Origin of the sequence: Microcoleus sp. PH2017_34_RAT_O_A (assembly GCF_020737885.1) — a bacterium.
Lineage (GTDB): Bacteria > Cyanobacteriota > Cyanobacteriia > Cyanobacteriales > Microcoleaceae > Microcoleus.
In genome coordinates this window covers 1-22,714 of the sequence record NZ_JAEQDD010000007.1, presented here as the reverse complement: position 1 = coordinate 22,714, position 22,714 = coordinate 1, and the positions used below count along the sequence as shown (strand labels likewise).

Genomic DNA, 22,714 nt, shown 5'->3' with positions numbered 1-22,714 from the left:
ACTAATGACTAAATTATTGTTTGTCTGCCTCGGAAATATCTGCCGATCGCCCTCAGCAGAAAATATTATGAATCACTTAATTAAACAAGCTGGTTTGAGCGATCGCATCACCTGCGATTCAGCCGGAACTGGCGGGTATCACATTGGCAGCCCCCCTGACAACCGCATGGCGTTGGCGGCGAGGAAGCGCAAGATTGAATTGTTAGGCGAAGCCCGCCAATTTAACAGGAAAGATTTTGAAAATTTTGATTTGATTTTGGCGATGGATCGCGACAATTATCGCAATATTCTTGCTGTTGATACTGCGGGAAAATATAAAGATAAAGTGCGCTTGATGTGCGATTTTTGCCGATCGCACGACTTGAAGGAAGTTCCCGATCCTTACTACGGTGGGCCGGAGGGATTCGATCGGGTAATTGATTTACTGCTGGACGCTTCGGAGGGTTTGTTGGAATACGTTATCAGTCAGGAACAATTAACAATTAACAATTACCAATTACCAATTACCAATTAACAATTACCAATTATAGCATTTCGATCTCCCCTATGAGGTACGCACTGGGCTCCGTGGGCACGCAGGCATACCTCACTACGCTTGAGAACCGCCATACCAGAAAGAATTGGTTGAAAGCCCCAAGCTTTTTCGGGAGAAATTAAAATCAGACTATTCATTACTCAAATCCTCTTCCTTCTAGGTAGAGGTCGCTGTCAATTGTCAACTGTCAACTGTCAACTGAACAATTACCAATTACCGACCAAATGGTGTTCCATCGCAAAGCGAACCAGTTCTGCCCGGTTGTTGCTTTCAGTTTTTCTGAACAAGCTGCTGACGTGCTTTTCGATGGTGCGAGGACTGAGGTGGAGCCGATCGCCGATTTGAATATTAGAAAGACCTTCTGTCAGCAAATCTAGCACTTCCTGCTCTCGTTGCGTCAAATTCGGAGCATCGCCACTGCCATATACCCGCGCGAACGAGCTATCCCGTAAAGAATCGCGCGTTTCTGGTTTTTGAGTTAAAAAATCAGTTTGAGGCTGGTCATTGGCGATGATACCTGTCGCTGTTGGCATCTGTTCGGGTTCGGGGGAACGAGACGGTGCCTGAGCAATTAGAGCGTAGCGATCGAGCAAAGAGCGAATTACCGCGCCCAATTCCGGGAGTTCAAAAGGCTTAGCCAGAAAATTGTCGCACCCCATCTGATAGCCGCGAATCCGTTCCTGCGTACTCGTCCGTTCCGTCAAAAAAATCACCGGTAGCAATCGGAAGGCGGGACGAGTCCGAACTCGACGCACGAATTCGTAGCCATCCATCTCGGGCATTGTAATGTCGGTAACAATCAAATGTGGCTGAAATTCCTCTACCAAGCCTAAAGCATCTTTGCCGTTCTCAGCAGCGATTACAGAGTATCCCGTAATTTCCAGATAATCGGTAATCGACAAGCGCGTCGCGAAATCGTCGTCAGCAACCAGAATCGTCAAGGGCATGGGCGGACATTAAAAATTAAACATTAAAAATTAAAAGTGATTAATTTCACTTTTAATTTTTAATTCTACTGTTTAATTCTGTTGTTGACACTCCCCGAATATCAAGGTACCGGGATTCTTAAGACATTTCTGTCAAAATATCCCTTTTGTTAAGGTTCCTTTCGCTGACTACGTTTACACGCTTAAGTGCGTAGTCATGTCTCCTCAAAATGTTTTGGGCGTAGACTTTCCCACCGGCAGGGGGTTGGTTTTTTAATCTTGTCTGATGTGTTTATTTTACCATATTCATTTGTGAAGATGGATTTGTTATTTTACTGAACAATGGCGAAAAGCCGGCCACTCAAGAAGGGGTTTTAGACCCATCTCTCTGATAAGTTGCAGTTAAAGTACCAGGTTGCGCTAATGTTCCCTGCAAAGCTACGCCGCGCCCGTTGGCTGCCAAATGCCGCAGAGTTTTGTAAATTGTCTCGATTTGCTCTGGTCTTCCTGCTTTTTTTGCTATTTCTGATACAGACAGAGGTGTTGGAGCGTCTTTGATGACTTGCAGCACCAGTTGCTGCAAATCCAACACAGCAGCGGCCGCTTTTTTACCGGCTTCAACCCCTGGCTGGTGATAGGCATTGACATTTACCAAGGAACCGTAAAAACCTACGGCTCTTTCGTAGAGGGCGATTAATGCTCCTACTGTCCGAGGGTTGACTTTTGTAATTGTGACGGTGATTGAATCTCGATGATTTTCGTACAAAGCTTGTCGAGTTCCCTGCAACAAACCAGATAAATAATCTCCCGAGGTGACGCCCGGTTCTACTTCTGGAGAAATTCCTTGCCTGTCTTCCAAAACTTCGATAAATGTTAGGAAGAAATTCGGCACGCCTTCTCGGAGTTGCTGGACGTAGGCGTGTTGGTCGGTGCTGCCTTTGTTGCCGTAGACTGAGATTCCTTGATAAACTGTGTTGCCGTCTAAATCTTTTTCTTTGCCGATCGATTCCATGACTAATTGCTGCAAATAGCGGCTGAACAATAGCAGGGAATCTTTGTAAGGCAAAACTACCATGTCTTTCTCGCCGCGTCCGTTGCAGGCAAAATACCAGGACAGGGCTAAAAGGGCAGCGGGATTGTTTTTAATGTCGGGAATTCTGGTAGCTTCGTCCATGACTTTAGCGCCATCGAGCATCGCTCGAATGTCGATGCCTTGCAAAGCTGCTGGCAAAAGTCCGACTGCTGAGAGTTCCGAAGTGCGTCCTCCCACCCAGTCTGACATGGGGAAGCTGGCAATCCAGCCTTGTGATTTGGCTAATTTGTCGAGTTGGCTGTCTGTGCCGGTGATGGCAATTGCCTGTTTGGCGAAGTCGAGTTTTTGGGCTGCGAAGGCTTTTTGAACTTCGATCATGCCGTTGCGGGGTTCGGGGGTGCCGCCGGATTTGGAGATAGTAATTACTAAGGTGCTGCTGAGTTTGTCTTTGATTTTGTTGAGGATGCGATCGATCCCAGCCGGATCTGTGTTGTCAATAAAATGAATTGCTAGGGGTGGAATGTCTGGGGATAGGGCTTCGGCGACGAATTGAGGCCCGAGGGCAGAACCGCCAATGCCGATCGAGATAATATCGGTAAATTGCGGAGCAAATGGCGGTTTAATATCGCGACTTTGAACTTTTTTGACAAATTCTTCGACTTGTGATATGCCTTCGACTATTTCTTGTTTTAATTCTGGAGTGGGAGCTAAATCGGGGTTTCGCAGCCAGTAGTGGCCCACCATGCGGTTTTCGTCGGGATTGGCGATCGCGCCTGCTTCCAAAGCTGTCATATCTTTGAAAGCTTTGTCAAATTTGGGCTTCAGTGCTGCTACCGCATCGTCGTCGAATCCCATCCGGCTGATATCGAGATAAAGTCCCAATCCAGAGTGATAGTAAAGCCAGTCTTGATAGCGTTGCCAGAGTGCTGCGGCGTCCATATAATTCTCTACGATTCTTATAATGTTCGATCGGGCTAGTCGGGAATCAACCAATTGTAGTTTAAAACGATGTTATACCAATTTCATAAAGTAGTGCTAGATATTACCCCCCCAACCCCCCCTTATTAAGAGGGGGCTAAGACTTCATCCATAGCACATAGGAAAGAAAAATGGTATTATGTATGGCTTTTGCAGAATCCCAATAAATTTAAGCATGACTCGTCTGAAGGCGAAACCCTCCGACAGGCAGAAGAGTCTGGCAGAATTAGAGAATAAAAATGTGACTAGCCCAACAGTCTGAGTAGGTAGAACGCCCATTAGTGGCAAGGCCCCATAGATACATCAAAAGTAAAGTGAAAGCGACAGATAGATTTAAATGTTGTCAGGGTTCGGCTTGGGATTTTAGTTTGACAACAGTTAAATTTTGGCAAGTCCCTTTAAAATAGGCATTGCAGTCTGGTTAAATATACTTTTTGCGGTCACTCAATCATCGGCTAAAAATATAATGAACAACTGTCAAATACCAAAATTGTAGTATAATATACAGCAATAGTGCTTCACTTAAGAATGCTCCCCCTAGCCCCCCGACTATCAGGGGGAGACAAGAGTATTTTCAAAGTCCCCCGACTATCAAGGGATGCGAGGGGGATCTCCGGGCAATAAACAGCGCGAACAGAAACGTATTGGAATATACAGATATTATAATTAAAGTGCGATCGACTATGCTTACTCTATCTCCAGAATTACAAGAAAGATTAGCAACTCCGCTGAAAATCGGCGACTTTGAAGTCAAAAGTCGCGTCCTGCAATCGCCATTATCGGGCGTAACCGATTTAGTATTTCGCCGCCTGGTGCGCCGCTATGCCCCGGATTCGATGATGTACACCGAAATGGTCAATGCTACGGGTTTGCACTACGTGAAGCAACTGCCGCGAATTATGGAAATCGATCCAAACGAGCGCCCGATTAGCATTCAATTGTTTGACTGTCGGCCGAATTTTTTGGCGGAAGCGGCACAAAAAGCTGTAGCAGAAGGAGCGGATACTGTTGATATTAATATGGGCTGTCCGGTTAACAAAATTACTAAAAACGGCGGCGGTTCTTCGCTGCTGCGAGATCCCGAAACAGCAGAGGCAATTGTGCGGGCGGTTGTGGATGCTGTAGATGTTCCTGTGACAGTGAAAACTCGCATCGGTTGGACTGACAAAGAAATTAATATTGTGGAATTTGCCAAGCGGATGGAAGATGCGGGAGCAAAAATGATTACCGTGCACGGGCGCACGCGATCGCAAGGTTACACCGGCCCGGCAAAATGGGAGTGGATTCGCCGTGTTAAGGAAGTTTTATCGATTCCCGTCATTGGTAACGGAGACATTTTTTCAGTGGAAGCAGCGGTGCGGTGTCTCGAAGAAACTGGCGCCGACGGAGTGATGTGTTCGCGGGGAACTTTGGGCTATCCATTCTTGGTGGGAGAAGTCGATTATTTCTTGAAAACAGGTGTGGAAAAGATACCTCCGACACCAATTGAACTCCTTGAATGTGCTAAGGAACATCTACGGGCTTTGTGGGAATACAAAGGTGAAAGCGGTGTCTCTCAAGCGCGCAAGCACTTAACCTGGTATGCTAAGGGCTTCCCCGGTGCTGCGGAATTGCGGGGTGTGTTGGCTGTGGTAGAAACGGTTGAGCAAGGTTGCGAATCGATCGATCGCGCGATCGAGCAATTGCCAGCAGTTTAAAACCCTGGGAGAGGGACTCGCCAAAAGCCCGCTGTTGCGAGTCCAATCGCTGGCAAAAAGTAAGGTTCGTAGTGAGGACTTTAGTCCTCTAATTCAGAGGACTAAAGTCCTCACTACGAACCGTTTTTATTAACAGTTGAAAATTTGTGTGTAGGGGAAAGCATGGACTCATTAAAAGGGCGAGATTTATTAAGTCTGGCCGATTTAAGCATTGACGAATTAAATTATTTACTGGATCTCGCAACCAGTTTAAAATCGGGAATGGTCAAGCTGAAACGCAACAAAGTTCTCGGCTTGTTATTTTCCAAAGCTTCGACACGAACGCGGGTGAGTTTTACGGTGGCAATGTATAAATTGGGAGGGCAAGTAATCGACCTCAATCCCAATGTAACACAAGTCAGCCGTGGCGAACCGTTGGTAGATACCGCCAGAGTTTTAGACAGATATTTAGATATTTTGGCAATTCGGACTTTCGAGCAAAAGGATTTAGTAACCTTTGCCAATTATGCCAAAATTCCTGTAATTAATGCGCTAACAGATGACGAACATCCATGTCAAGTGCTGGCGGATTTAATGACAGTCAAAGAGTGTTTTGGCAAGCTGGAAGGACTGACGCTGACTTATTTTGGTGACGGCAACAACATGGCTAATTCGCTGATGTTGGGCTGTGCAATGATGGGGATGAATGTCAGAATTGCTTGTCCTAAAGATTTCCTGCCAAATCCTGAAATAGTAGCAAAAGCTGAGGCGATTGCTAATGGCAAAACCGAAGTTACTGTGACGGCTGATGCGGAAGCTGCTGCTAAGAATACTCAAGTGATTTACACTGATGTTTGGGCAAGTATGGGACAGGAAGAGGAGGCTAAACTCAGAATTCCTTTGTTTGAACCTTATCAGGTAAATGAACGACTGGTAGGGATGGCCGATCGCAATGCCATCGTACTGCACTGTTTGCCGGCACACCGGGATGAAGAGATTACCGATGCGGTGATTGAAGGTTCGCGATCGCGCGTTTGGGATCAAGCGGAAAATCGGATGCACGCTCAGCAAGCTTTGCTGGCTAGCATTCTCGAAAGCGATTAGGTTAATAAGATAAGACGGCGGTTAAGACGGCGGTTAAGACGGCGGTTGAAACCGCGTCTACACAGACAAAACCCACCTCCGTGGGTTGAAGAGTGGGCAGTTAAAATTACGCGATCTTCGGAGTCTTCCGTTATTTCAAAATAAGACGGCGGTTGAAACCGCGTCTACACAGACAAAACCCACCTCCGTGGGTTGAAGAGTAGGCGGTTAAAATTACGCGATATTCTGAGTCTTCCGTTATTTCAACCGCCGTTTTATCTGAACCGTATTGGATCAAAACCGACTGCAATTATTGTATTAGTTTGATAGCGGTTGTCAATTTGATATAATAGGTGGCAGCATTTCCCCAATTGCAATATTAAAAGCGGGAAATTGCAGCGGTGAAATACTGGCAGTTTCCTCAAGAATGACTTCGCTTTGATACCCATCATCAGCGGGTTCTCGAAAAACGTGCAGTTGTCTGTCATTCACATTTAATACCCAATAATCCACAATTCCCGATCGCGCGTAGATGTTGGCTTTAACTTCGCGATCGTAAGCTAAGCTGCTGTCTGCCACTTCGATAATTAGATATACTTCTGATGGCGTCGGATGGTGAGTGGCGTAGTCAAAGGGATCGATTCTAACTACAGCGATATCCGGTTCGGGTTCGGAATTGTCATCGAGGGCGATCGGATCTTGCATTCGTACCCAAGCCAGATTTCCAAAAAGGTTTTGCAGCAATCTATCTGTACGCCCTAAAGCGGAGGTGTGAGCAGTTCCTTTTGCACTCATTCTGATAATATTTCCTGAAACTAATTCGACTCGTTCCTCTGGGTGAAAAAATCCCATCTCTCCCAGCTTCTGATATTCTTTAACTGTCCATTTGCGGAGCGTAAAAGGGGCTTCTGTTATTAGCATAGCTTCACCAAAAATATCGCAATTCCATCCAGGATAATTTTATTGTAGCTTATTAGGTAAAGTATGCAGCGGTAATCCGAGCGGGATTGTGCAGCCTCTCTATTCCCTCTCTCTGCGCCCTCTGCGCCCTCTGCGGTTAATAAAAAAACAATAAAATGATTCAAATGATTCAGGTTTCGATCGCCGAATTGGCGTAAATTGCCAATTGCGATCGATTTCGTAAATTCAACCGATTCAGTAGATGAGTAACATGAGTTTTCACCGTTCCCTCAGAAATAAACAACTGCTGGGCAATATCTCGGTTAGTTAAACCTTTACCAATCAACTGCAATACCTCTTGTTCGCGCGGGGTTAATTGTGTCAGTGCAGCGAGTTTCGAGGGTTGAGCGGTAGGTGCTGGATTAGTAGGTTCTGAATTAGTAGGTGCTGCACAAAATCCTGTTATTAGCTTATCCATTAAGCCAGGAGCCAGTTGAGTATAACCCGATTGCACCAAACGAATTGCCTGTGCTAACTCTTCCGATGGCATATCTTTCAACAAATAGCCCTTGGCCCCGGCCCGCATCGCATCAACAATGTATCCATCGTCATCAAAGGTAGTTAATACCAAGACACTCGTATTTGGAAATGACTGGCAGATCAGGCGAGTTGCTTCTCTACCATCCATCACGGGCATTTTTAAATCCATTAATACAACATCGGGTTGGAGAGCTTCGACTTGCTCTAGAGCAGCTTTACCGTTGTGGGCAATTCCAATCACTTCTAAATCTGATTCTAGGCTTAACATAGCCTTGAGCCCTTGGCAGATAAGCTGCTGATCGTCAACTAGCAATAGACGAATCATGGGGAAATTCCTAAATCTCTTATCCCATAATAGTTCTTAATTGCACAGACAAAGAAAAAACGCCAAAAGAGGTTACGTTAATTTTACATTTTGTTACATGAAGTAATTTATTTTCGCCTACCTACTTAACGGCAGGCTAACATCGATTCTACATCCCGCTGCGGGTGATGTTTCCAGGTGAAACTCTCCGTTGAGAGAAGCAATTCGCTCTTGCATTCCTCGCAATCCAAACCCGCCAGTACCACTTTCTAATTTGAACCCCCGCCCGTTATCCTCAACAGTCAGGTGCACTCGATCGCCCGTTGTGTGCAATTGCAGATGAACCTCGGTAGCTTGGGCGTATTTGCAAATGTTGGTCAATGCTTCTTGCACGATGCGATACAGCGTTTTGACAACTTGAGGTGGTAATACAACTTCCACGCAAATGCTGCTGGTAACAGTAATGCCCATACTCTGGCGAAAGTCTTCCATCAGCGAGGAAATCCCCTGTTCCAAGGTTTCTTCTGCTTCTGCGTCAGCCCTCAGCGCATTTACCGATTGTCGAACTTCTTTCATCGCCACCTTACCGAGTCGGTGTGCTTGTTCCAAAAACGGTTGTGCCTCTGTTGGGTCATGCTGCCAGAGTTTCATGGCGGTTTGCAGTTGAATGTTGAGCGAAGTCAAGGCGTGACCCAGCGAATCGTGAATCTCTCTAGCAATGCGATTGCGTTCCTGAACCGCTGCTAAATCTTCTATTTGCAGGGCATATTCTCGTAGCTGCGCGTGGGCTTGCGATAGTTGTTCCTGAGTTCTACGTTCTGCTAGTAAGGTACTGACCAACTGCGACACGAAAAATAGCCCCAATCCAAACATCAACAATTCTGCCGTCTGGTGCATCCAAATTTGTTGTTGCTCGACATTAGGCAACATCAGGGGTATCACTCTTTGAAGATACTGAACTTGATGAAACATATACATTACCAGCGAAAGACCTGCCACTATCCACCGACCGGGAGATTCAAATAAAAAACAACTGCGAATTAACACGATCAAATACAGCGTCGGTAGGATATGCAGGTATCCCAAGGTTGTTCCGTAGAAGATCAGACCCATTTCGATCGCCGTATAGACATAGCGAAACGAAGTTTTGCCAGAGGGTAAGAGCCATCCCATCAAGCCCAGGGATACCAGGATTAGAATGTGCTGTACGGGAATGCTTTGACGCTGCCACGCTTCGATCGCAGCCATCACTCCACAACTGCCTAACATGATCCATTCGGTGTACAGCAGAAAGCGAAATGGTTGAGGTTGGGTTTTTAGTAGGGATGCGATCGCAGTCATGGCAGGGGCCTCCAGTAGTTGTGGCTCTCAGTATTCCCAAAAAATACTGCAAGTCAGACTGAATGTCTATAAAACTCGGCAATTTTCTAACTTTCGCTGATGCTACCCCTGGGAACTATGACTAAAGTTATAGCCGATCGGGAGAGGCAGCGCGAACATCGCACTCGGCAGTAATGGGCGATCGCGACTTTTGGCAGATAAGCGGGCGATCGAGAATATCCATTTCGTTGATGTCAGATCGAGACGTTTTTCAGATGTGTTGAACCGAGTTTATTTCCTAAGATTGTGACATAGCAAACCAAAGCAAACAGTTTTGATTTGCCTCAATAATTCACTTAATATCTAGGAGCAACCAACATGGCTTTAATTAATGGAACCAACGGCAACGACAATCTGAACGGTACTGCTGCTAGCGATACCCTGCGGGGATTGGACGGAAACGATAATCTGTTTGGCGGTTTCTTTGGGGACGATCTTCTGGATGGTGGAAACGGAAATGATACAGCGACCTATCTAGGATTTGGTAATAATATAATTGCGTCTTTAGAGACTAACAAAGCAACTTTTTTTGGAGGTAGCGGAACTTTCATCGGTATTGAAAACTTAATTGGTGGTAACAATCAAGATGTCTTGACTGGCAACGCTTTTAACAATCTGATCGATGGTAGTTTTAGCAATGACGACATCTCGGGCCGGGCAGGGGACGATCGCCTAATTGGTGGAGACGGATTCGATACTTTAAGGGGAGAATTAGGCAACGATAACCTGCGAGGTGGCAACGATACGGATTTGCTAGACGGTGGAGATGGGGCAGATTTCCTCGCTGGCGACAAGGGTAACGATACGATGATCGGCGGCAGTGGCGATGACAACTTTCAATGGGTGGATGGCGACGGCAGCGATCTGATTCAAGGCGGCAGCGGTAGCGATAATTTGTTATTCAACGGTTCGATCGCGCAAGGGGATAATATTAACCTCACCCAATCGGGATCGAACATTGTATTGCAGCGCACCAATCTCGTCCCCGTAACCTTAACAACCACAGGCATAGAAAGTTTTAATGCAATTAACGGTTTAGGTGGCGATGATGTTTTGACTGTCAGCAATCTAGGCGTGGCAAGCGGTGTCGGATTTATCCAATTCACGGGGGGGGATGGCAACGATCGCCTGAATGCGAACTCCAGTGTATCGCCAAACATCGATTCTAGTGGTGGTAACGGTAATGATGTTTTGAACGGCGGTAACGGCAACGACTCGCTATCGGGCGATCGAGGAAATGACGTTATTGTTGGGGGTAACGGGAACGATTTAATTAAAGGTGCCGAGAGTGGCAATCTGGGACGGGGTGAGATCGATGTGCTCATCGGCGGCGCAGGTCGAGATACTTTTGTGCTGGACAATTTCTATAATGATGGCAACATCATTGCAGATGGTGATGCGCTCAACTTTTTCAATGGCATTGATGGCACGGGAGATTTTGCTCGCATCATAGACTTCAGAATCGGTGACGATCTGATTCAACTGTCCGGGCCTCGCAATAGCTATGAGCTCAAACCCATCACCAATTCCCTGCGAGGAGGGAGTGTCGCTCAAGATATGGGAGTTTTCAAGAAAGGATTTTTACAGCCCCTTGAGTTGATTGCGATCGTTCAAGATGCACCCAGTAACCTAAATATCAACGATACAACGCAATTCAGAATCAGCTAGTTTTGTGTCGATCGATCGCACTGCTGTTAGTTTGGAGCGAGTTTTGATTGTAGCTTGGGTAAGGTGCACGGGTTTCAGCTTAACTTGTTTTCCTGCGGTCAGCTTAATGCGCTTTCTCCCAGTCCGGCAGGGGTTTAAACCCCTGCCTCATAGCTTAAGTCGGTTAAAACCGACTGCAATTATTAAATTTATAGCCTTTCTCACAAAGATTCGCGGACGTTGTTGGGAAGAAGGCCCTCTTGATTTAAGCGGTTATATAAGCTGTCAGTCATACCTCATCTTTCTGAGAAAGGCTATATTACATAAATTAATCGTTACAAATAGATAATTCATGAATTAGTAAGGTGTGCAGTGCACACCCTAAAAAGTGGCTACAAACTAGCGAAGTAAGGTGCACATTGTGCACCCTACAGACTGATTAAGAGGCGGCGAAATTCACTTTTGTGACTTCACCTGCGACAACATTAACTGTTTGTTGAATTTGACTTGCATCAACTTTCAACTGATAAGAACCGGGTGAAAGCTCGATCGCACCAAACCATCCTTTACCATCCGCCCGCAGTTGGCGCACCTTGCCACCAGCATTAACTGCCTGCAATGTCAAGCCCGCGCCGTCGCAGCTTCCTTGGCACTGTTGCAAATTTCCGGCGATCGCCCCAGCAGTCGGCCGCGACTTCCAAGGCATATCAGGAATCCCCGCCGGAGTGGCCCACACAGGCTGAGTTTGAACAGTTTTACCCGTTGCACCATCAACGTATTGACTAGGCTGCGACAGCGCATTATAAAACCAATCATTACTCTGCGACAGGAATTTCCAAGGCTGACGGGGCAAATCACCACTACCGCCCGATCGCAATTCAACGTTACTGTAAATATTGGTGCTAGCGTAGGAATAAAGCACCGTACCAGCAACGCGATTTCCTTTCGCAGAAGGCGCTTCGGCGCGGCGAATCTGCCCTAGAGTGTCTTCGATGTAGTTGAGATAGTTGCCAGGCCCGATCGCGATTTGGCGGTTGTACTGGTGGTCTTTAGCGTACTCTATCCAATGGTCGTAACCCATCTTTTGCTGTGGCTTGTACTCGCGCTGGTAAGTCATCGGCATCGCCATGTCGAGAATACCTTCTTCCAGCCAAGCGCGCCAATCCTGCAATACTTCTCTGTAGGGCTGCGTTTTATACCAGCCTGCATCGTTAGCTGGGCCGTCTCCCCAGGCGATCGTCGCTGCGGTAATTTTAACGCGCGGTTTAATCGCCATGGCTTCTACATAAAGCTTCCGCACTAAATTTGTCACCTGATCGCGCCGCCACTGCATCCACAGAGGATCGCTGGCTGCCGGTTTGCCCGATCGACCGTTTTGCTGGTTGAAACGGGCGATCGAAGTAGGATTGTAGCCCCAATTCGGCCCGCCGTAGCGCACGTAATCTAGCTGTACGCCGTCCACATCGTAGCGCTTCAGCAAGTCCAAATAGACGGAAACAGTATAATCTAGGGCGTCTGGATTACCGGGATCGAGGAAACCTTTCGCTTCGCCACTCGAAATCAGCATCGCCCAATTGTCCTTTCCTGGGGCATTGGGCCCATGTTGTTGCCAAACATGATTTGCAGGAAGTTTACCACCGGAAACTACTGGTAGCGTCACCATCCAAGCGTGTACTTCTATACCTGCGGCGTGGGCTTTGTCAATCAAATCTTGGAGGGGATCGAAACCTGCTGGAACATTCGGATCGGTGGTGCGGGGTTCGATCGCACTCGTGTAAAAGGCATCGCCACGGCGGCGGACTTGGGCGACGATCGCGTTGGCATTAGCCCTCTGTGCGTCAGCAATCAACTTGGTTACTTCTTGAGGCGTTTTGAAACCGGGGTTGAATGCGTCCACCCAGAAGGCGCGAAATTCGCTGGTTGGGGTTAGTGGAGGCATAATGGCGATTGCGCGATTCGGGAACAAGTTGGATAACCAACCGGGAGTCAGCAGAAAACTGATTGTTAAGCCGATCGCGAACAGGCTTGACAAAAAGAGTGTTTTAGTATTTCGCATGAGGAATGTGTGAGAGAGCGTTTAACTGTCCTTTACGGACTTTTGGTGTGAGCGTCCGCTTGACATTTTGGCACATCTTTGAGTTAAAAAACTGATAGCGTGAAACTGTGTTCTGGAATAGCGATCGCTTATACTGGATTCTGGTATTTTCTATACAATCGCTTTATTTTTTCAATGTACGAACGCACTGATAGTGAGATTGAAGCAATTCAAGAACTACTCTCGCCACACTTTGGAACTGGTTTTGAGCCTGACGAACTGACAAATAGCGAACAGACAATCATCGAACAGGTATTGAAGTATGTAGGTAGCCGATTTACCCGGATGAAATATATCCTGGGTCTTGCCCTTGATTTTGCGATCGTCGCACAGCGTCTATCTAATGTTGATGACTCTGCCAAAAGATTAAGAGAAAATCTGACAATTGAACAATTATTTCAACGTTATCAAGTTGTCACTGAACGGGGAGAACAACAGGCAAATACACTAACTTTAAAATTTGGTCAATCAACTCAAGTAGGTATCCGACGTATAGAAGAGTCTATTGTTCAATTTTTTCACAGTCTCAATCGTTCTAAATATCCCAGTGCTTATGTTTACAATACAGGTCAATGGCAAAAATTTCAAGACCTACTGATTCTCTGTTTTAGTCTATCCGAGTCTGGACGATTTCAACTATGTCAACAACTTATTGATTTTGGTCTCGAACGATTGCTAAAGAACATATTTGTTACGAGAGAATCTTTGCGAATTCGCTTATTTGCCGAGATAGTAAGCAATTACCCGCGCAGCGATCCAGATGAAAATGGAGGTTTAGTTTTTCAAGCCATTGCTTGCGGTTATTTCAAAGCAGATCGACCTCATCTTAGCTTTGTAGTTGATAAGGTACGCACAGGTTCGTCAAGACAGCGGCGTTTTGGAGATATTGATTGTTATTACGGCTTGGATCTAGAAATATCAATAGAAGTAAAAGACTGCCACATTTCCATGAAAAACGTCAAGCAACAATTGGGAAGTTTCCAGAAACAAGTAACAGGTAATCAAATCCTTGGTGTGGCTTTTATACTCTCCATAGACGGCGAAGCGAGTTCTATACTTAGCGACAGTGGCATCATTTCCTTCGCACAAGATGAGTTAATTAGATCCGTGAGGATCTGGGATTGGCAAAAGCAGGATGCAGCCGTGCATGAGATGCTTCACTATCTTGCTCATGTTGAACAGAATCCTAGTGCTGTTGGCAGACTGCTGGCATTTATTCGCGATCGAGATCCCCAACACAACTCTCTTACTTATTATCAAAGTTAAACTGTGATTTCAAGAGCAAGCTGAATCGGAAAATTCAACTCTGAATTGAGTGACTTTACTTTTTGCGATCGGGCTATAACAATTTCATCATCTGAATGGCTTTGATAAGCCTTGATAACTTCCTTTCCTACCGCAAATCCGAGTAGTGGCGGTACGGCATTTCCGACTTGAAGGTACTGTGATGTTCTCGAACCAATCACCTCAAAATCATCGTCAAAAGATTGCAGCCTCAATCCTTCGCGGACAGTCAATCCCCGATGCTGACTTGGATGAGTCGCTCGTGCAGACGAAGGTTTTCTCATGTTAGATGTTACAGCAATAGCTGGTTTATCACTAGCTAGCCGAGCATAGCTATTGTGAAAACCGCTGGCTGGTTGAAGGATCTCGGGAATTGACTTTCTGTTGCCACCATCTGGGATATACTTCAGAATTTCAATTAACTTTTGTGAATGATTGGCTGCCTCGTGATGTAGCAATATATTGGCGGTTTTCCGCCTAGCTATTTGATACTCAGTTTGCGGCATAATCTGGTAAAATTTACAAATCTCTCCAGCATTTAATGGCGGTAAATCTGAAATTGCATCAGCTACATTGACATAATAGTGAGAACTTGGCAGTGGAAACTCAGGCGGCAGCAATCCATCAAGCCAACCTATAAAAAAAGCACGCTTTCGCAGTTGTGGTACGCCGTAGTCAGCCGCTTTTAAAAGGCGACATTTCATGTGATAGCCGATATCAGCAAAGCTAGCGATGACTGAATCGCGCACTTTGCCTCCCTGCATTACCAACATTCCTTCAACATTCTCGATAATCACATAAGCCGGACGAATTTCAGCCACCAAGTCGCGAAAATTGCACCATAAAGAATTGCGAGGATCTGTAATCTCTCGCTTGCCAACGGTGCTAAATCCTTGGCACGGTACTCCCCCAGTAATGATGTCGATTTCTGCTACCGAAATTTTAAAGAACTCCTCTATCTCGGAAACGGTTGTCTGTGTTAAGTCAGATAGCAAACAGGGAAGTGGAGATAGGTTTCGTTCAAAAGTTTGTTTGGCGTTTTGACAGTAATCTATGCCGCCGATTGCTTGAATTCCAGCACGTTTAAAACCCAGAGTTAACCCTCCAATGCCGCAAAACAAGTCAAGGCTACGCGGAAAATGCTTTGTTTGAGTTTTTGTCATCGTTATCTACCTCTTGAGAGAACTATATGAAAAGTCAACATACTTTTGCGAACTTACGGCACTTCCGACTGGGATCAGAATGTCCGCGCTGACTTCGTTCATTTTAACGGACAACATCTGTTGCAGGCTTATTCAAAAGATGAAAATATTTGTGAGCCAGAATGATGCTAAAATACGCTGTTTGTATGGCTGGTGCTGGCATCAGCACAACATATACTGTGATGCCAGCGGTTGAATTGACCGGAAATTGTCGATCGCACTCAGTAAACCAAATCAGTAGTTAGGCAAAATATGTCTGCAATGGAAAAAAAACCGATCGATGGATTGTGGGTATCAGTATTATACTTCGCTCAGGGTCTCCCGTACACCGTCGTTAATTTAATGTCGGTGATTTTTTTGAAAGGGATGGGAACCAGCAACGAACTAATCGGATTGACAAGTCTGTTATCTTTTCCTTGGGTATTAAAAGGTTTGTGGGGGCCCGTTGTTGATATGTATTCCACTAAACGCAAGTGGATTTTAAGAACGGAAATCATTTGTGCTTTTCTGTTTGCTTTCCTAGCTTTTGGTGTGTTGACGCCTATGGCTATTATTATATCGCTGGTTGTGTTTACAGCGATCGCCTTTGTTTCAGCTACTCACGACATCGCCATTGACGGATTTTATTTAAACACTCTCACTAAAGACAAACAAGCACTATTTGTCGGTGTTCGCAACACGGCTTATAGAGGTGCCGTGATTGTCGGTAGCGGTGTCTTGGTTTTCTTGGCCGGTAAACTAGCAGAACAGCATTTAATCCCGGTAAATGCAGGCGATACTAAAACATATCAGGAGATTCCGCTGTCACTTTTCGGTTCGTCTTATAATGTGTCTCCGATTAACTACGGATGGGCGACAGCCTTTGGCATTTGCGCGCTGATTTTTGTGCTGATTTATCTGTTTCAGCGGTGGTATCTTCCCTATCCTAGAAATTCTGCTGCGGAAACAGGCGCACCCCAACAAAAAATTAGCTTTTTTGAGTCATTTAAAACCTATTTCCAGCAAGATAAAATTGGTTGGATTGTGACTTATGTCTTGATTTTTAGATTGGGAGATGCCCTGACTTTTAAAATGGCTCCTCCATTTTTAATGGATAAAGTTGAGAAGGGAGGATTAGCAGTTTCTACGTCAGATATGGGTTTGCTATCAGGTACTGTCGGGATAATTTTTCTGTTAATCGGAGGGTTGCTGGGCGGTTATTTGATTGCGAAACAAGGACTGAAAAAATGGATGTGGCCGACGGCGATTATGCAAAATTCAACTAACGTGTTGTATTGGATGTTGGCAATCAATCAACCGGGGATTGAGTGGGCCTATGCTGTAAATTCGATCGAGCAATTTACTTACGGACTTGGTGTAGCTGCCTATACAGTGTTCTTAATGCGGACTGTCCGCCCTGATTACGAAGCATCCCACTACGCGATTACCACGGCTTTCATGGCCGCAGGAGTGCTGATTCCGGGCGTTTTTAGCGGTTATTTACAGACTGCATTGGGCTATCAAAATTATTTCTTGTTTAGTTCACTGGCTGTGATTCCCGGTATGCTGACGATTTTCTTTTTGCCACTAGAAGATGAGAAAAAATTAGAATCTATGCCCCGGCCTGGACTGGACGATCCAGATTAATTAAATTGTATCTGTAATTAGGTACGTAGTTGCGATGAAAGCGCGCTCTTGGTGAATATAAGCTAAGAGCGCTGAAGCGCAACTACGTACCTTAGAGGGAGGCAACGCAACCTTTGATCGATACTTTTGATAGTTTTATATCTCCTATCCTGACAATTGCTCCACCCTGGATTGCCCCGATAGATAAGGGGTAGGCACGGGGCACTACCCCTACAAATCTTCATGAATATTTTAGGAATACTATAATTTACTCCACAAAATATAGGACACAACAATGTTGTATCCCTACCCCATATAGCAATCCTAAAATTAGGTACTTAGTTGGGCAAAGTGCGCTCTTCAGAATATAAGCTAAGAGCGCTGAAGCGCAACTACGTACCTTTAGGATTGCTATAGTCGCCAACTAAATCGAAATAAAATCCCTGGCTGTTAGCGGACTGCTTAGTACGCCGAAGAAACTGGCAAGAACTTCACCACTGCTGGCAATTTCGATGGTTGTTGAAATATCGGCTTGAGTAATTCTCAGTTGGTTGAAGCTCAAACCTCTGGTCAAACCAATTGAATCTTGACCCTGTTGAAAGTCTAGAAGTGTATCTGTACCGGCCCCTGCTCCTAACACAAATACGTCCCGTCCAGCACCACTAATTAACAGATCCGCACCCACTCCGCCAACGAGGGTATCGTCCCCGTCTCCCCCGCTCAAATTGTCATCTCCTTTGCCCCCGAATAGTTGGTCATTGCCGAGGCCACCGCTGATAATATCGTTACCTTTATTGCCGCTGAGAGTATCGTTTCCCCCATTACCAGTTATAATATCGTCCCCGGCCAAACCTGAGGTTGTATTGTTGGCATCGTCGCCTACTAAATTATTAATTTGGGAGAGGTCGAGAGCAGTTTTCATTGCAAGAACGTTTCCGAGAAAAGAGGTTCCCGGAGTGGTTCTCAATTGCTCTAAACTGCTGCGGGAAGCCAGGGCTTTTCCTAAGGGTGGCAGCGCAAAGTTTAAGCCTGCTAACAGCTCTAAATAATCTGAATCTGTAAAATTGAAATCCGGGCGGTTCAACTGGTCTACAGATATCTCTGTCTTGGTCAAACCGGGAGGAGGAGAGCTTAACAAACCACTTTGGGTGTGCTTGTCCAAGACAAGTAGCGGGTTAATAATCGGGTTAGTAAATGTTTCAAGAACTACTTTTCCGGGAAGAAAAGCTTCTCCTCCCAAACTAACAAAATCGCCACTAACTATATAGTGAGTTACATTTTTGCCTGCACTCGCTTTCTGCTTAAATGTATTGACTATACTTTGAGCAATTCCGGGAGAATTAAAGGTAACAATATCTCCGATCGCAGATGTGAATTCTGTGGCGGCTAGTTGCGTTATGGCGCCGCCCAAGCTGTGCCCGAGAAGGTCTGGTGGCAAGCGGCGGGGGTTTTTTGTTGTGTCTTGACCGATTTGTGTCAGCCAAGTTCCTAAGGCTTGTTTGTTGGCTTCAAATTGGTTGAAGCCGACGCTTCGCTTGTCTGCGTTGGCAAGATCGTCTACGAGGGAGTCGGTGCCGCGAAATACTAGAACTGGCGGTTTGTCTGGGGTGGTGGAGATTAAGCCGATCGCGTGAAATCCCGTTAGGGGATCGTCAAAAGTGCGATCGATTCGGTAGCCGACAGCCGTCAAACCAGCTTGAACTACAGTTTGTAACTGGGGGTTGTTATCTATGTAAACAAGCTGCTTGGCTATAGTTTCGTAAGCGGCGGGGGAGGATGGCATATTTTTGTTATTTCCTGTCGTTTGATTGGGATTGGCTTTTTAAGCTAGTCAACTCATTTTACAGTAAATTAGGTTAATAAACAATATTTGTTTCTCCTATTGCGCGTTCCTAAATCACCCAATAGTCGGCTTGTGGCAGCGGATTTCGCAATAGCAAAAAACACACAAAAAAAGATTTACGCGCAATAACTTGCAGTTGTTGCGCTACCCAAACTACTATTTTTATCCATTAAATCTGCACGAAATCCGGTCGCGTGAGGTCGTTAGCGGACACGCCTCTGACGGTAGCAATAATTTCCCCAGTAATCGGGATAGTAATTACAGCTCCGTCAGCACTTGGGGTAACAATAATTTGAGGGTAAGTTAGACCCCGTGATAGGCCAATTAAATCTTCACCCTTTTTAAAATCGACAATCACATCTGCTCCGCCACCTGATTCTAATACAAAGCGATCGCGCCCTGCACCGCCAATTAAAAAATCGTTGCCAAATTCGCCGGAAATGAGGTCGTTTCCGTCGCCACCATCCAAAAAATCGTTGTTTCTGCCACCGTACAAGAAGTCGTCACCACTGTCGCCACTGAGGCTGTCATTATCTCGATTGCCTCTGAGAGTGTCGTTACCGGCGTTGCCGATAATTGTATCCTCTCCAGGGCCACCGCTAGCAGTATTGTTGCGAGCGTCGCCTAATAAATAATTTGCTTGCAGGGGAGCTAAACCGAATTGCATTTGTCTGATTAAGTCCACAAACGAAAATTCTGAGGCTGTTCTCAAACTCTCTGCACCGGCTCGGTTTCTGATTGCCACTGACACATTTGCTAGGGGAAAATTTAGTGCAGCAATAAACTCGTTAAAATCTGAGTCGTTGTTACTATAAGTAAATTCGGGACTGTTTAAGTTTTCGAGGGAAAATTGCCTCTGGAAAAAATCTGCGGGTGGAGCAGTTAACAAATTTTCTCTGCGATGTTTGGCTAAAACACTTAAGGGATTAATAGTCGGGTCTGTGAAAGTTTGGAGAAATATTTTTCCCTGGATAAATGCTTCGCCAAACAAACTGACAATATCTCCGCTGACAATGTAGTGACTGACATTTTTGTTGCCTGCCCTACTGAGATTTTTCCGAAAATTGCTGGCGATACTCGCTGAGACTCCGGGAGAGTTGAAAGTCAAGATATCGCCGCTCAGAGATGTGTATTCGCTGGCTACAATTTGAGCGATCGCTCCGCCCCAACTGTGCCCGACGACATCGGGCAATAATTTGCTGGGGTTTTTGGCAGTATCTTGACCGATTTCTGCGAGCCAGTTTTTGATACTATCTTTGTTTTTTTCAAATTCGGGTAAGCCTATGTCGCGGGAGGCAGAAAACATAGCGTCGCCGTCGATGAAGTCGGTACCTCGAAATACGAGGACTGGCGGTTTGGTGGGGTCGGAGGAACCGAAGCCGATCGCGTAAAATCCGGTTTCTTTGTCGTCCAATATGCGATCGATATAGTAGCCGTTAGTGTCCAGGAAGCGCGAAACTTGATTTTGCGCGTTCGGCTTTTGATTCAAAAAAACAATTGACTTAGCCAGAGCTTCATAAACAGCAGGCGAGGCACTCATAATATTTTATTTGGTGTTTGTTGGTATTTGCGATCGCTCTGGTTTTGAGCTAATTTTCCACTGTCAGCCATTATAACTGACAAGATTTGTATGGTACACTTGATAATATCTACTCAAGAATCATTTTTTGCGGTTATGACTATCATTCGTCAATACATTGCTCCATTGATCGCAATATTAGTATTTTTCGTGGCTCTGGTAGCAGTCAGCGCTCGCATCTTTTTGCCGGCTGACATGGCTGCCCCGGCACCGATTGAGGAACCGATCCCGCTCCATCAAGCGGTATCTCTGAATCCTATTTTCTTGGGGCTCAATTATTCCTCTCTCCCTGTCCAAATTCGCTGATGTCTGCTCAGTTGATACCGGGCTACAGGCTGCGATCGGGTTCTGGACTCGATCGCGCAAAACTGCTAAAGTTCCTGCACCATACTTACCGAGAGCTTTACCCCGATCGCGAATTGGGACATTTGGCTCAAACTGTCGAGCAGTATTTTTCTAAACAGACGCCGCTTTGGTGGGTAGAGTGCCTGAAAAACAGCCCGTTCGAGGGAGAAAGTTTTTCCGGGATCCCCTCGCAGCCGGCAAATCCCACATCAGTTGTCGGATGTTTGTGGTTGGGAAATGCGATCGACCAAACCACTGGAGAACGCCACGGTCACATTTTTCTGCTCTACATAGCACCGGAACACCGCCGTCAGGGACTAGGTGCAGCTTTAGTTATTCAGGCAGAAAATTGGGCGCGTTCAAGAGGCGATCGGCAAATTGGTTTGCAAGTTTTTCTGAGCAATCAGCCTGCGATGAATCTCTATCAAAAATTAGGCTATGAGAGTCATTCTGTCTGGATGATCAAATCTCTTTGAAAAACCAGAGGTATTTGTTTGCAGTCAGGGGTGCAGCGGCTTGTGCAAGGCAAATATGTTTGTAGGGGCGAAGCATGACCGCAGTCAATATAAAATTATAACTAATAACTTATATGCGGTCATGCTTCGCCCTCTTCAAAAACCAGATGCACCAGCTCTTCTTCCTGACTGCGAACAATAGGAGGACTTGAGAGTTGAATCGGAATGCTTTTATTGCCGGAAATGCTAATTTATATTGACCGCTGAATCAGTTGCGCCCGTAGCATCCTCTCTGCGGTAAAGTTTTTTTATGAACAATAACGACTACACCAACGCCCTCGATCTTGATACGGAACTGGAAAGCCCTTTGGATCATTTTGATGAATCCGAACCCCCGCTACCAGATCCAGAGGAAATGCTGCCTTTGCTGGAATCGCCGGAACCTCAGCACCGGATGATGGCGGCGCGGGCTTTTTGCGAACTCCAGGACGATCGCGCGATTTCGCATTTAATTAATTTGTTAAGAGACGGTTGTCCCTTGGTGCGGGTGAGTGCGGCCTATGCTTTGGGGCGAAATCCAAGTCCCGATGCTGTGGAACCGCTGATCGAGCAACTCAACCGCGATTGGAACGGTTACGTTCGCAAAGGGGTAGTTTGGGCCTTGGGAAATTGCAGAGATCACCGCGCTTTATCGCCCTTAATTGATGCTCTGAGAACTGATATTTCGGCGGTACGTTTGTGGGCGGCGAGTTCTCTGGGTCAAATGGCAAAAGTTGGTTACTATGTGGTGATTGCGGGGATTCCACCGTTGATTCAAGCATTGCGAAGAGACTCTGTATCTGCCGTTCGCAGTAATTCCGCTTGGGCGATCGGGCAACTGGCGCGCGAGTTACCGAATAATGTAGTGTACGCTGGGGCGATCGACGCTTTAATTGAATCATTAGAAGAAGATGAAGACATGGGCGTGCGCGACGATGCTAAATCTTCGCTGTTGCGAGTCGGCGATCCGCGAGGTTTGCAGATTATTGAAGACTTAGAAATGGAAGGAATATTATAATGAATATTCCACAATTAAGCACCGTTTACAAATTCCCAATTACCCGTTACCAATTATGAACTTCATCAATCCCAAAACAGATTTTGGCTTCAAAAAAATCTTTGCATCGCCCCAGCACAAAGAAGTTTTGATTAGCTTCCTGAATGCCATGCTCTACAACGCAGAGCCGACAATTCAAGACTTAGAAATCATCGACCCCTACGCCGCACCAGCAATTACTGGTTTAAAAGACACTTACCTGGATGTC

The 22,714-nt window shown here is 45.9% G+C and carries 20 protein-coding genes; 10 read left to right on the top strand and 10 right to left on the bottom strand.

Annotation, left to right across the window (positions count from 1 at the left end):
• Positions 1 to 4: 4 nt before the first annotated feature.
• Positions 5 to 514, top strand: coding sequence for a low molecular weight protein-tyrosine-phosphatase (locus JGK11_RS04565; RefSeq protein ID WP_293206021.1), 510 nt, complete (start codon positions 5 to 7; stop codon positions 512 to 514).
• Here JGK11_RS04565 and JGK11_RS04560 read toward each other — a convergent pair.
• The 3 genes from JGK11_RS04560 to JGK11_RS04550 all read right to left on the bottom strand — a co-directional run bounded on the left by JGK11_RS04560 (position 511) and on the right by JGK11_RS04550 (position 3,433).
• A complete protein-coding gene (locus JGK11_RS04560) occupies positions 511 to 672 on the bottom strand; it encodes a hypothetical protein (RefSeq protein ID WP_293190589.1) in 162 nt (53 codons plus the stop codon). The two genes, JGK11_RS04565 and JGK11_RS04560, sit on opposite strands and share 4 nt — an antisense overlap.
• Positions 673 to 741: 69 nt before the next feature.
• Positions 742 to 1,482: a response regulator transcription factor gene (locus tag JGK11_RS04555; protein WP_293178935.1), complete on the bottom strand. Its 741-nt coding sequence runs from the start codon at positions 1,480 to 1,482 to the stop codon at positions 742 to 744.
• A 340-nt stretch (positions 1,483 to 1,822) separates the two neighbouring features.
• Positions 1,823 to 3,433: a glucose-6-phosphate isomerase gene (locus tag JGK11_RS04550; protein ID WP_293190590.1), complete on the bottom strand. Its 1,611-nt coding sequence runs from the start codon at positions 3,431 to 3,433 to the stop codon at positions 1,823 to 1,825.
• A gap of 722 nt (positions 3,434 to 4,155) precedes the next feature.
• Between JGK11_RS04550 and dusB the strand changes: the two genes are divergently transcribed.
• Together dusB and argF are read left to right on the top strand one after the other, a co-directional pair.
• Positions 4,156 to 5,169 (top strand): tRNA dihydrouridine synthase DusB, encoded by a 1,014-nt coding sequence (gene dusB, locus JGK11_RS04545; protein ID WP_293210797.1) that lies wholly within the window; start codon positions 4,156 to 4,158, stop codon positions 5,167 to 5,169.
• A gap of 162 nt (positions 5,170 to 5,331) precedes the next feature.
• On the top strand, positions 5,332 to 6,252 hold the full coding sequence (argF, locus tag JGK11_RS04540; RefSeq protein ID WP_293178941.1) for an ornithine carbamoyltransferase: 921 nt from the start codon (positions 5,332 to 5,334) through the stop codon (positions 6,250 to 6,252).
• Positions 6,253 to 6,567: 315 nt separating this feature from the next.
• Here the strand turns inward: argF and JGK11_RS04535 are convergent, their stop codons facing one another.
• The 3 genes from JGK11_RS04535 to JGK11_RS04525 form a co-directional block, all read right to left on the bottom strand.
• Entirely contained in the window at positions 6,568 to 7,152 is a 585-nt protein-coding gene (locus JGK11_RS04535; RefSeq protein ID WP_293206016.1) for a Uma2 family endonuclease, read from the bottom strand.
• Between the two features lie 169 nt (positions 7,153 to 7,321).
• Positions 7,322 to 7,996 (bottom strand): response regulator transcription factor, encoded by a 675-nt coding sequence (locus tag JGK11_RS04530; protein WP_293178947.1) that lies wholly within the window; start codon positions 7,994 to 7,996, stop codon positions 7,322 to 7,324.
• A 117-nt stretch (positions 7,997 to 8,113) separates the two neighbouring features.
• A complete protein-coding gene (locus tag JGK11_RS04525; RefSeq protein WP_293178950.1) occupies positions 8,114 to 9,316 on the bottom strand; it encodes a sensor histidine kinase in 1,203 nt (400 codons plus the stop codon).
• 357 nt (positions 9,317 to 9,673) lie between these two features.
• On the opposite strand from JGK11_RS04525, the gene JGK11_RS04520 reads away from it, so the two are divergent.
• Positions 9,674 to 11,023, top strand: a complete 1,350-nt coding sequence (locus JGK11_RS04520) for a calcium-binding protein (protein WP_293178953.1) — start codon at positions 9,674 to 9,676, stop codon at positions 11,021 to 11,023.
• A gap of 418 nt (positions 11,024 to 11,441) precedes the next feature.
• Here the strand turns inward: JGK11_RS04520 and JGK11_RS04515 are convergent, their stop codons facing one another.
• On the bottom strand, positions 11,442 to 12,941 hold the full coding sequence (locus tag JGK11_RS04515) for a family 10 glycosylhydrolase (RefSeq protein WP_293190591.1): 1,500 nt from the start codon (positions 12,939 to 12,941) through the stop codon (positions 11,442 to 11,444).
• 216 nt (positions 12,942 to 13,157) lie between these two features.
• Here JGK11_RS04515 and JGK11_RS04510 point away from each other — a divergent pair, with 216 nt between their 5' ends.
• Positions 13,158 to 14,363, top strand: coding sequence for a hypothetical protein (locus tag JGK11_RS04510; RefSeq protein ID WP_293178959.1), 1,206 nt, complete (start codon positions 13,158 to 13,160; stop codon positions 14,361 to 14,363).
• Here the strand turns inward: JGK11_RS04510 and JGK11_RS04505 are convergent.
• The gene (locus JGK11_RS04505; protein ID WP_293178965.1) at positions 14,360 to 15,544 is read right to left on the bottom strand and encodes a DNA cytosine methyltransferase; all 1,185 of its coding nucleotides are present in this window, start codon (positions 15,542 to 15,544) and stop codon (positions 14,360 to 14,362) included. The genes JGK11_RS04510 and JGK11_RS04505 overlap by 4 nt on opposite strands.
• 291 nt (positions 15,545 to 15,835) lie before the next feature.
• Here JGK11_RS04505 and JGK11_RS04500 point away from each other — a divergent pair, with 291 nt between their 5' ends.
• A complete protein-coding gene (locus JGK11_RS04500) occupies positions 15,836 to 17,209 on the top strand; it encodes an MFS transporter (RefSeq protein ID WP_293210727.1) in 1,374 nt (457 codons plus the stop codon).
• 403 nt (positions 17,210 to 17,612) lie between these two features.
• Here JGK11_RS04500 and JGK11_RS04495 read toward each other — a convergent pair whose 3' ends face one another.
• Positions 17,613 to 18,971 carry a calcium-binding protein gene (locus tag JGK11_RS04495; RefSeq protein ID WP_293178971.1) on the bottom strand — a complete coding sequence of 453 codons (1,359 nt, stop codon included), beginning with the start codon at positions 18,969 to 18,971 and terminating at the stop codon, positions 17,613 to 17,615.
• 229 nt (positions 18,972 to 19,200) lie between these two features.
• Positions 19,201 to 20,571, bottom strand: a complete 1,371-nt coding sequence (locus JGK11_RS04490; RefSeq protein ID WP_293210725.1) for a calcium-binding protein — start codon at positions 20,569 to 20,571, stop codon at positions 19,201 to 19,203.
• Between the two features lie 135 nt (positions 20,572 to 20,706).
• On the opposite strand from JGK11_RS04490, the gene JGK11_RS04485 reads away from it, so the two are divergent.
• The 4 genes from JGK11_RS04485 to JGK11_RS04470 all read left to right on the top strand — a co-directional run.
• Positions 20,707 to 20,916, top strand: coding sequence for a hypothetical protein (locus tag JGK11_RS04485; protein WP_293178989.1), 210 nt, complete (start codon positions 20,707 to 20,709; stop codon positions 20,914 to 20,916).
• On the top strand, positions 20,916 to 21,431 hold the full coding sequence (locus JGK11_RS04480) for a GNAT family N-acetyltransferase (RefSeq protein ID WP_293178977.1): 516 nt from the start codon (positions 20,916 to 20,918) through the stop codon (positions 21,429 to 21,431). The genes JGK11_RS04485 and JGK11_RS04480 overlap by 1 nt, the downstream gene beginning before the upstream one ends.
• A gap of 289 nt (positions 21,432 to 21,720) precedes the next feature.
• Positions 21,721 to 22,467 carry a HEAT repeat domain-containing protein gene (locus JGK11_RS04475; protein WP_293150888.1) on the top strand — a complete coding sequence of 249 codons (747 nt, stop codon included), beginning with the start codon at positions 21,721 to 21,723 and terminating at the stop codon, positions 22,465 to 22,467.
• A gap of 55 nt (positions 22,468 to 22,522) precedes the next feature.
• Positions 22,523 to 22,714 (top strand): PD-(D/E)XK nuclease family transposase (locus JGK11_RS04470; protein WP_293178980.1); only part of this gene is annotated, 192 nt, incomplete at its 3' end.

Bases quoted from the DNA above. Each gene is read 5' to 3' on its own strand.
- JGK11_RS04565 (WP_293206021.1), top strand. From the start codon at position 5: ATGACTAAATTATTGTTTGTCTGCCTCGGAAATATCTGCCGATCGCCC.
- JGK11_RS04560 (WP_293190589.1), bottom strand. From the start codon at position 672: ATGAATAGTCTGATTTTAATTTCTCCCGAAAAAGCTTGGGGCTTTCAA.
- JGK11_RS04555 (WP_293178935.1), bottom strand. From the start codon at position 1,482: ATGCCCTTGACGATTCTGGTTGCTGACGACGATTTCGCGACGCGCTTG.
- JGK11_RS04550 (WP_293190590.1), bottom strand. From the start codon at position 3,433: ATGGACGCCGCAGCACTCTGGCAACGCTATCAAGACTGGCTTTACTAT.
- dusB (WP_293210797.1), top strand. From the start codon at position 4,156: ATGCTTACTCTATCTCCAGAATTACAAGAAAGATTAGCAACTCCGCTG.
- argF (WP_293178941.1), top strand. From the start codon at position 5,332: ATGGACTCATTAAAAGGGCGAGATTTATTAAGTCTGGCCGATTTAAGC.
- JGK11_RS04535 (WP_293206016.1), bottom strand. From the start codon at position 7,152: ATGCTAATAACAGAAGCCCCTTTTACGCTCCGCAAATGGACAGTTAAA.
- JGK11_RS04530 (WP_293178947.1), bottom strand. From the start codon at position 7,996: ATGATTCGTCTATTGCTAGTTGACGATCAGCAGCTTATCTGCCAAGGG.
- JGK11_RS04525 (WP_293178950.1), bottom strand. From the start codon at position 9,316: ATGACTGCGATCGCATCCCTACTAAAAACCCAACCTCAACCATTTCGC.
- JGK11_RS04520 (WP_293178953.1), top strand. From the start codon at position 9,674: ATGGCTTTAATTAATGGAACCAACGGCAACGACAATCTGAACGGTACT.
- JGK11_RS04515 (WP_293190591.1), bottom strand. From the start codon at position 12,941: ATGCCTCCACTAACCCCAACCAGCGAATTTCGCGCCTTCTGGGTGGAC.
- JGK11_RS04505 (WP_293178965.1), bottom strand. From the start codon at position 15,544: ATGACAAAAACTCAAACAAAGCATTTTCCGCGTAGCCTTGACTTGTTT.
- JGK11_RS04500 (WP_293210727.1), top strand. From the start codon at position 15,836: ATGTCTGCAATGGAAAAAAAACCGATCGATGGATTGTGGGTATCAGTA.
- JGK11_RS04495 (WP_293178971.1), bottom strand. From the start codon at position 18,971: ATGCCATCCTCCCCCGCCGCTTACGAAACTATAGCCAAGCAGCTTGTT.
- JGK11_RS04490 (WP_293210725.1), bottom strand. From the start codon at position 20,571: ATGAGTGCCTCGCCTGCTGTTTATGAAGCTCTGGCTAAGTCAATTGTT.
- JGK11_RS04485 (WP_293178989.1), top strand. From the start codon at position 20,707: ATGACTATCATTCGTCAATACATTGCTCCATTGATCGCAATATTAGTA.
- JGK11_RS04480 (WP_293178977.1), top strand. From the start codon at position 20,916: ATGTCTGCTCAGTTGATACCGGGCTACAGGCTGCGATCGGGTTCTGGA.
- JGK11_RS04475 (WP_293150888.1), top strand. From the start codon at position 21,721: ATGAACAATAACGACTACACCAACGCCCTCGATCTTGATACGGAACTG.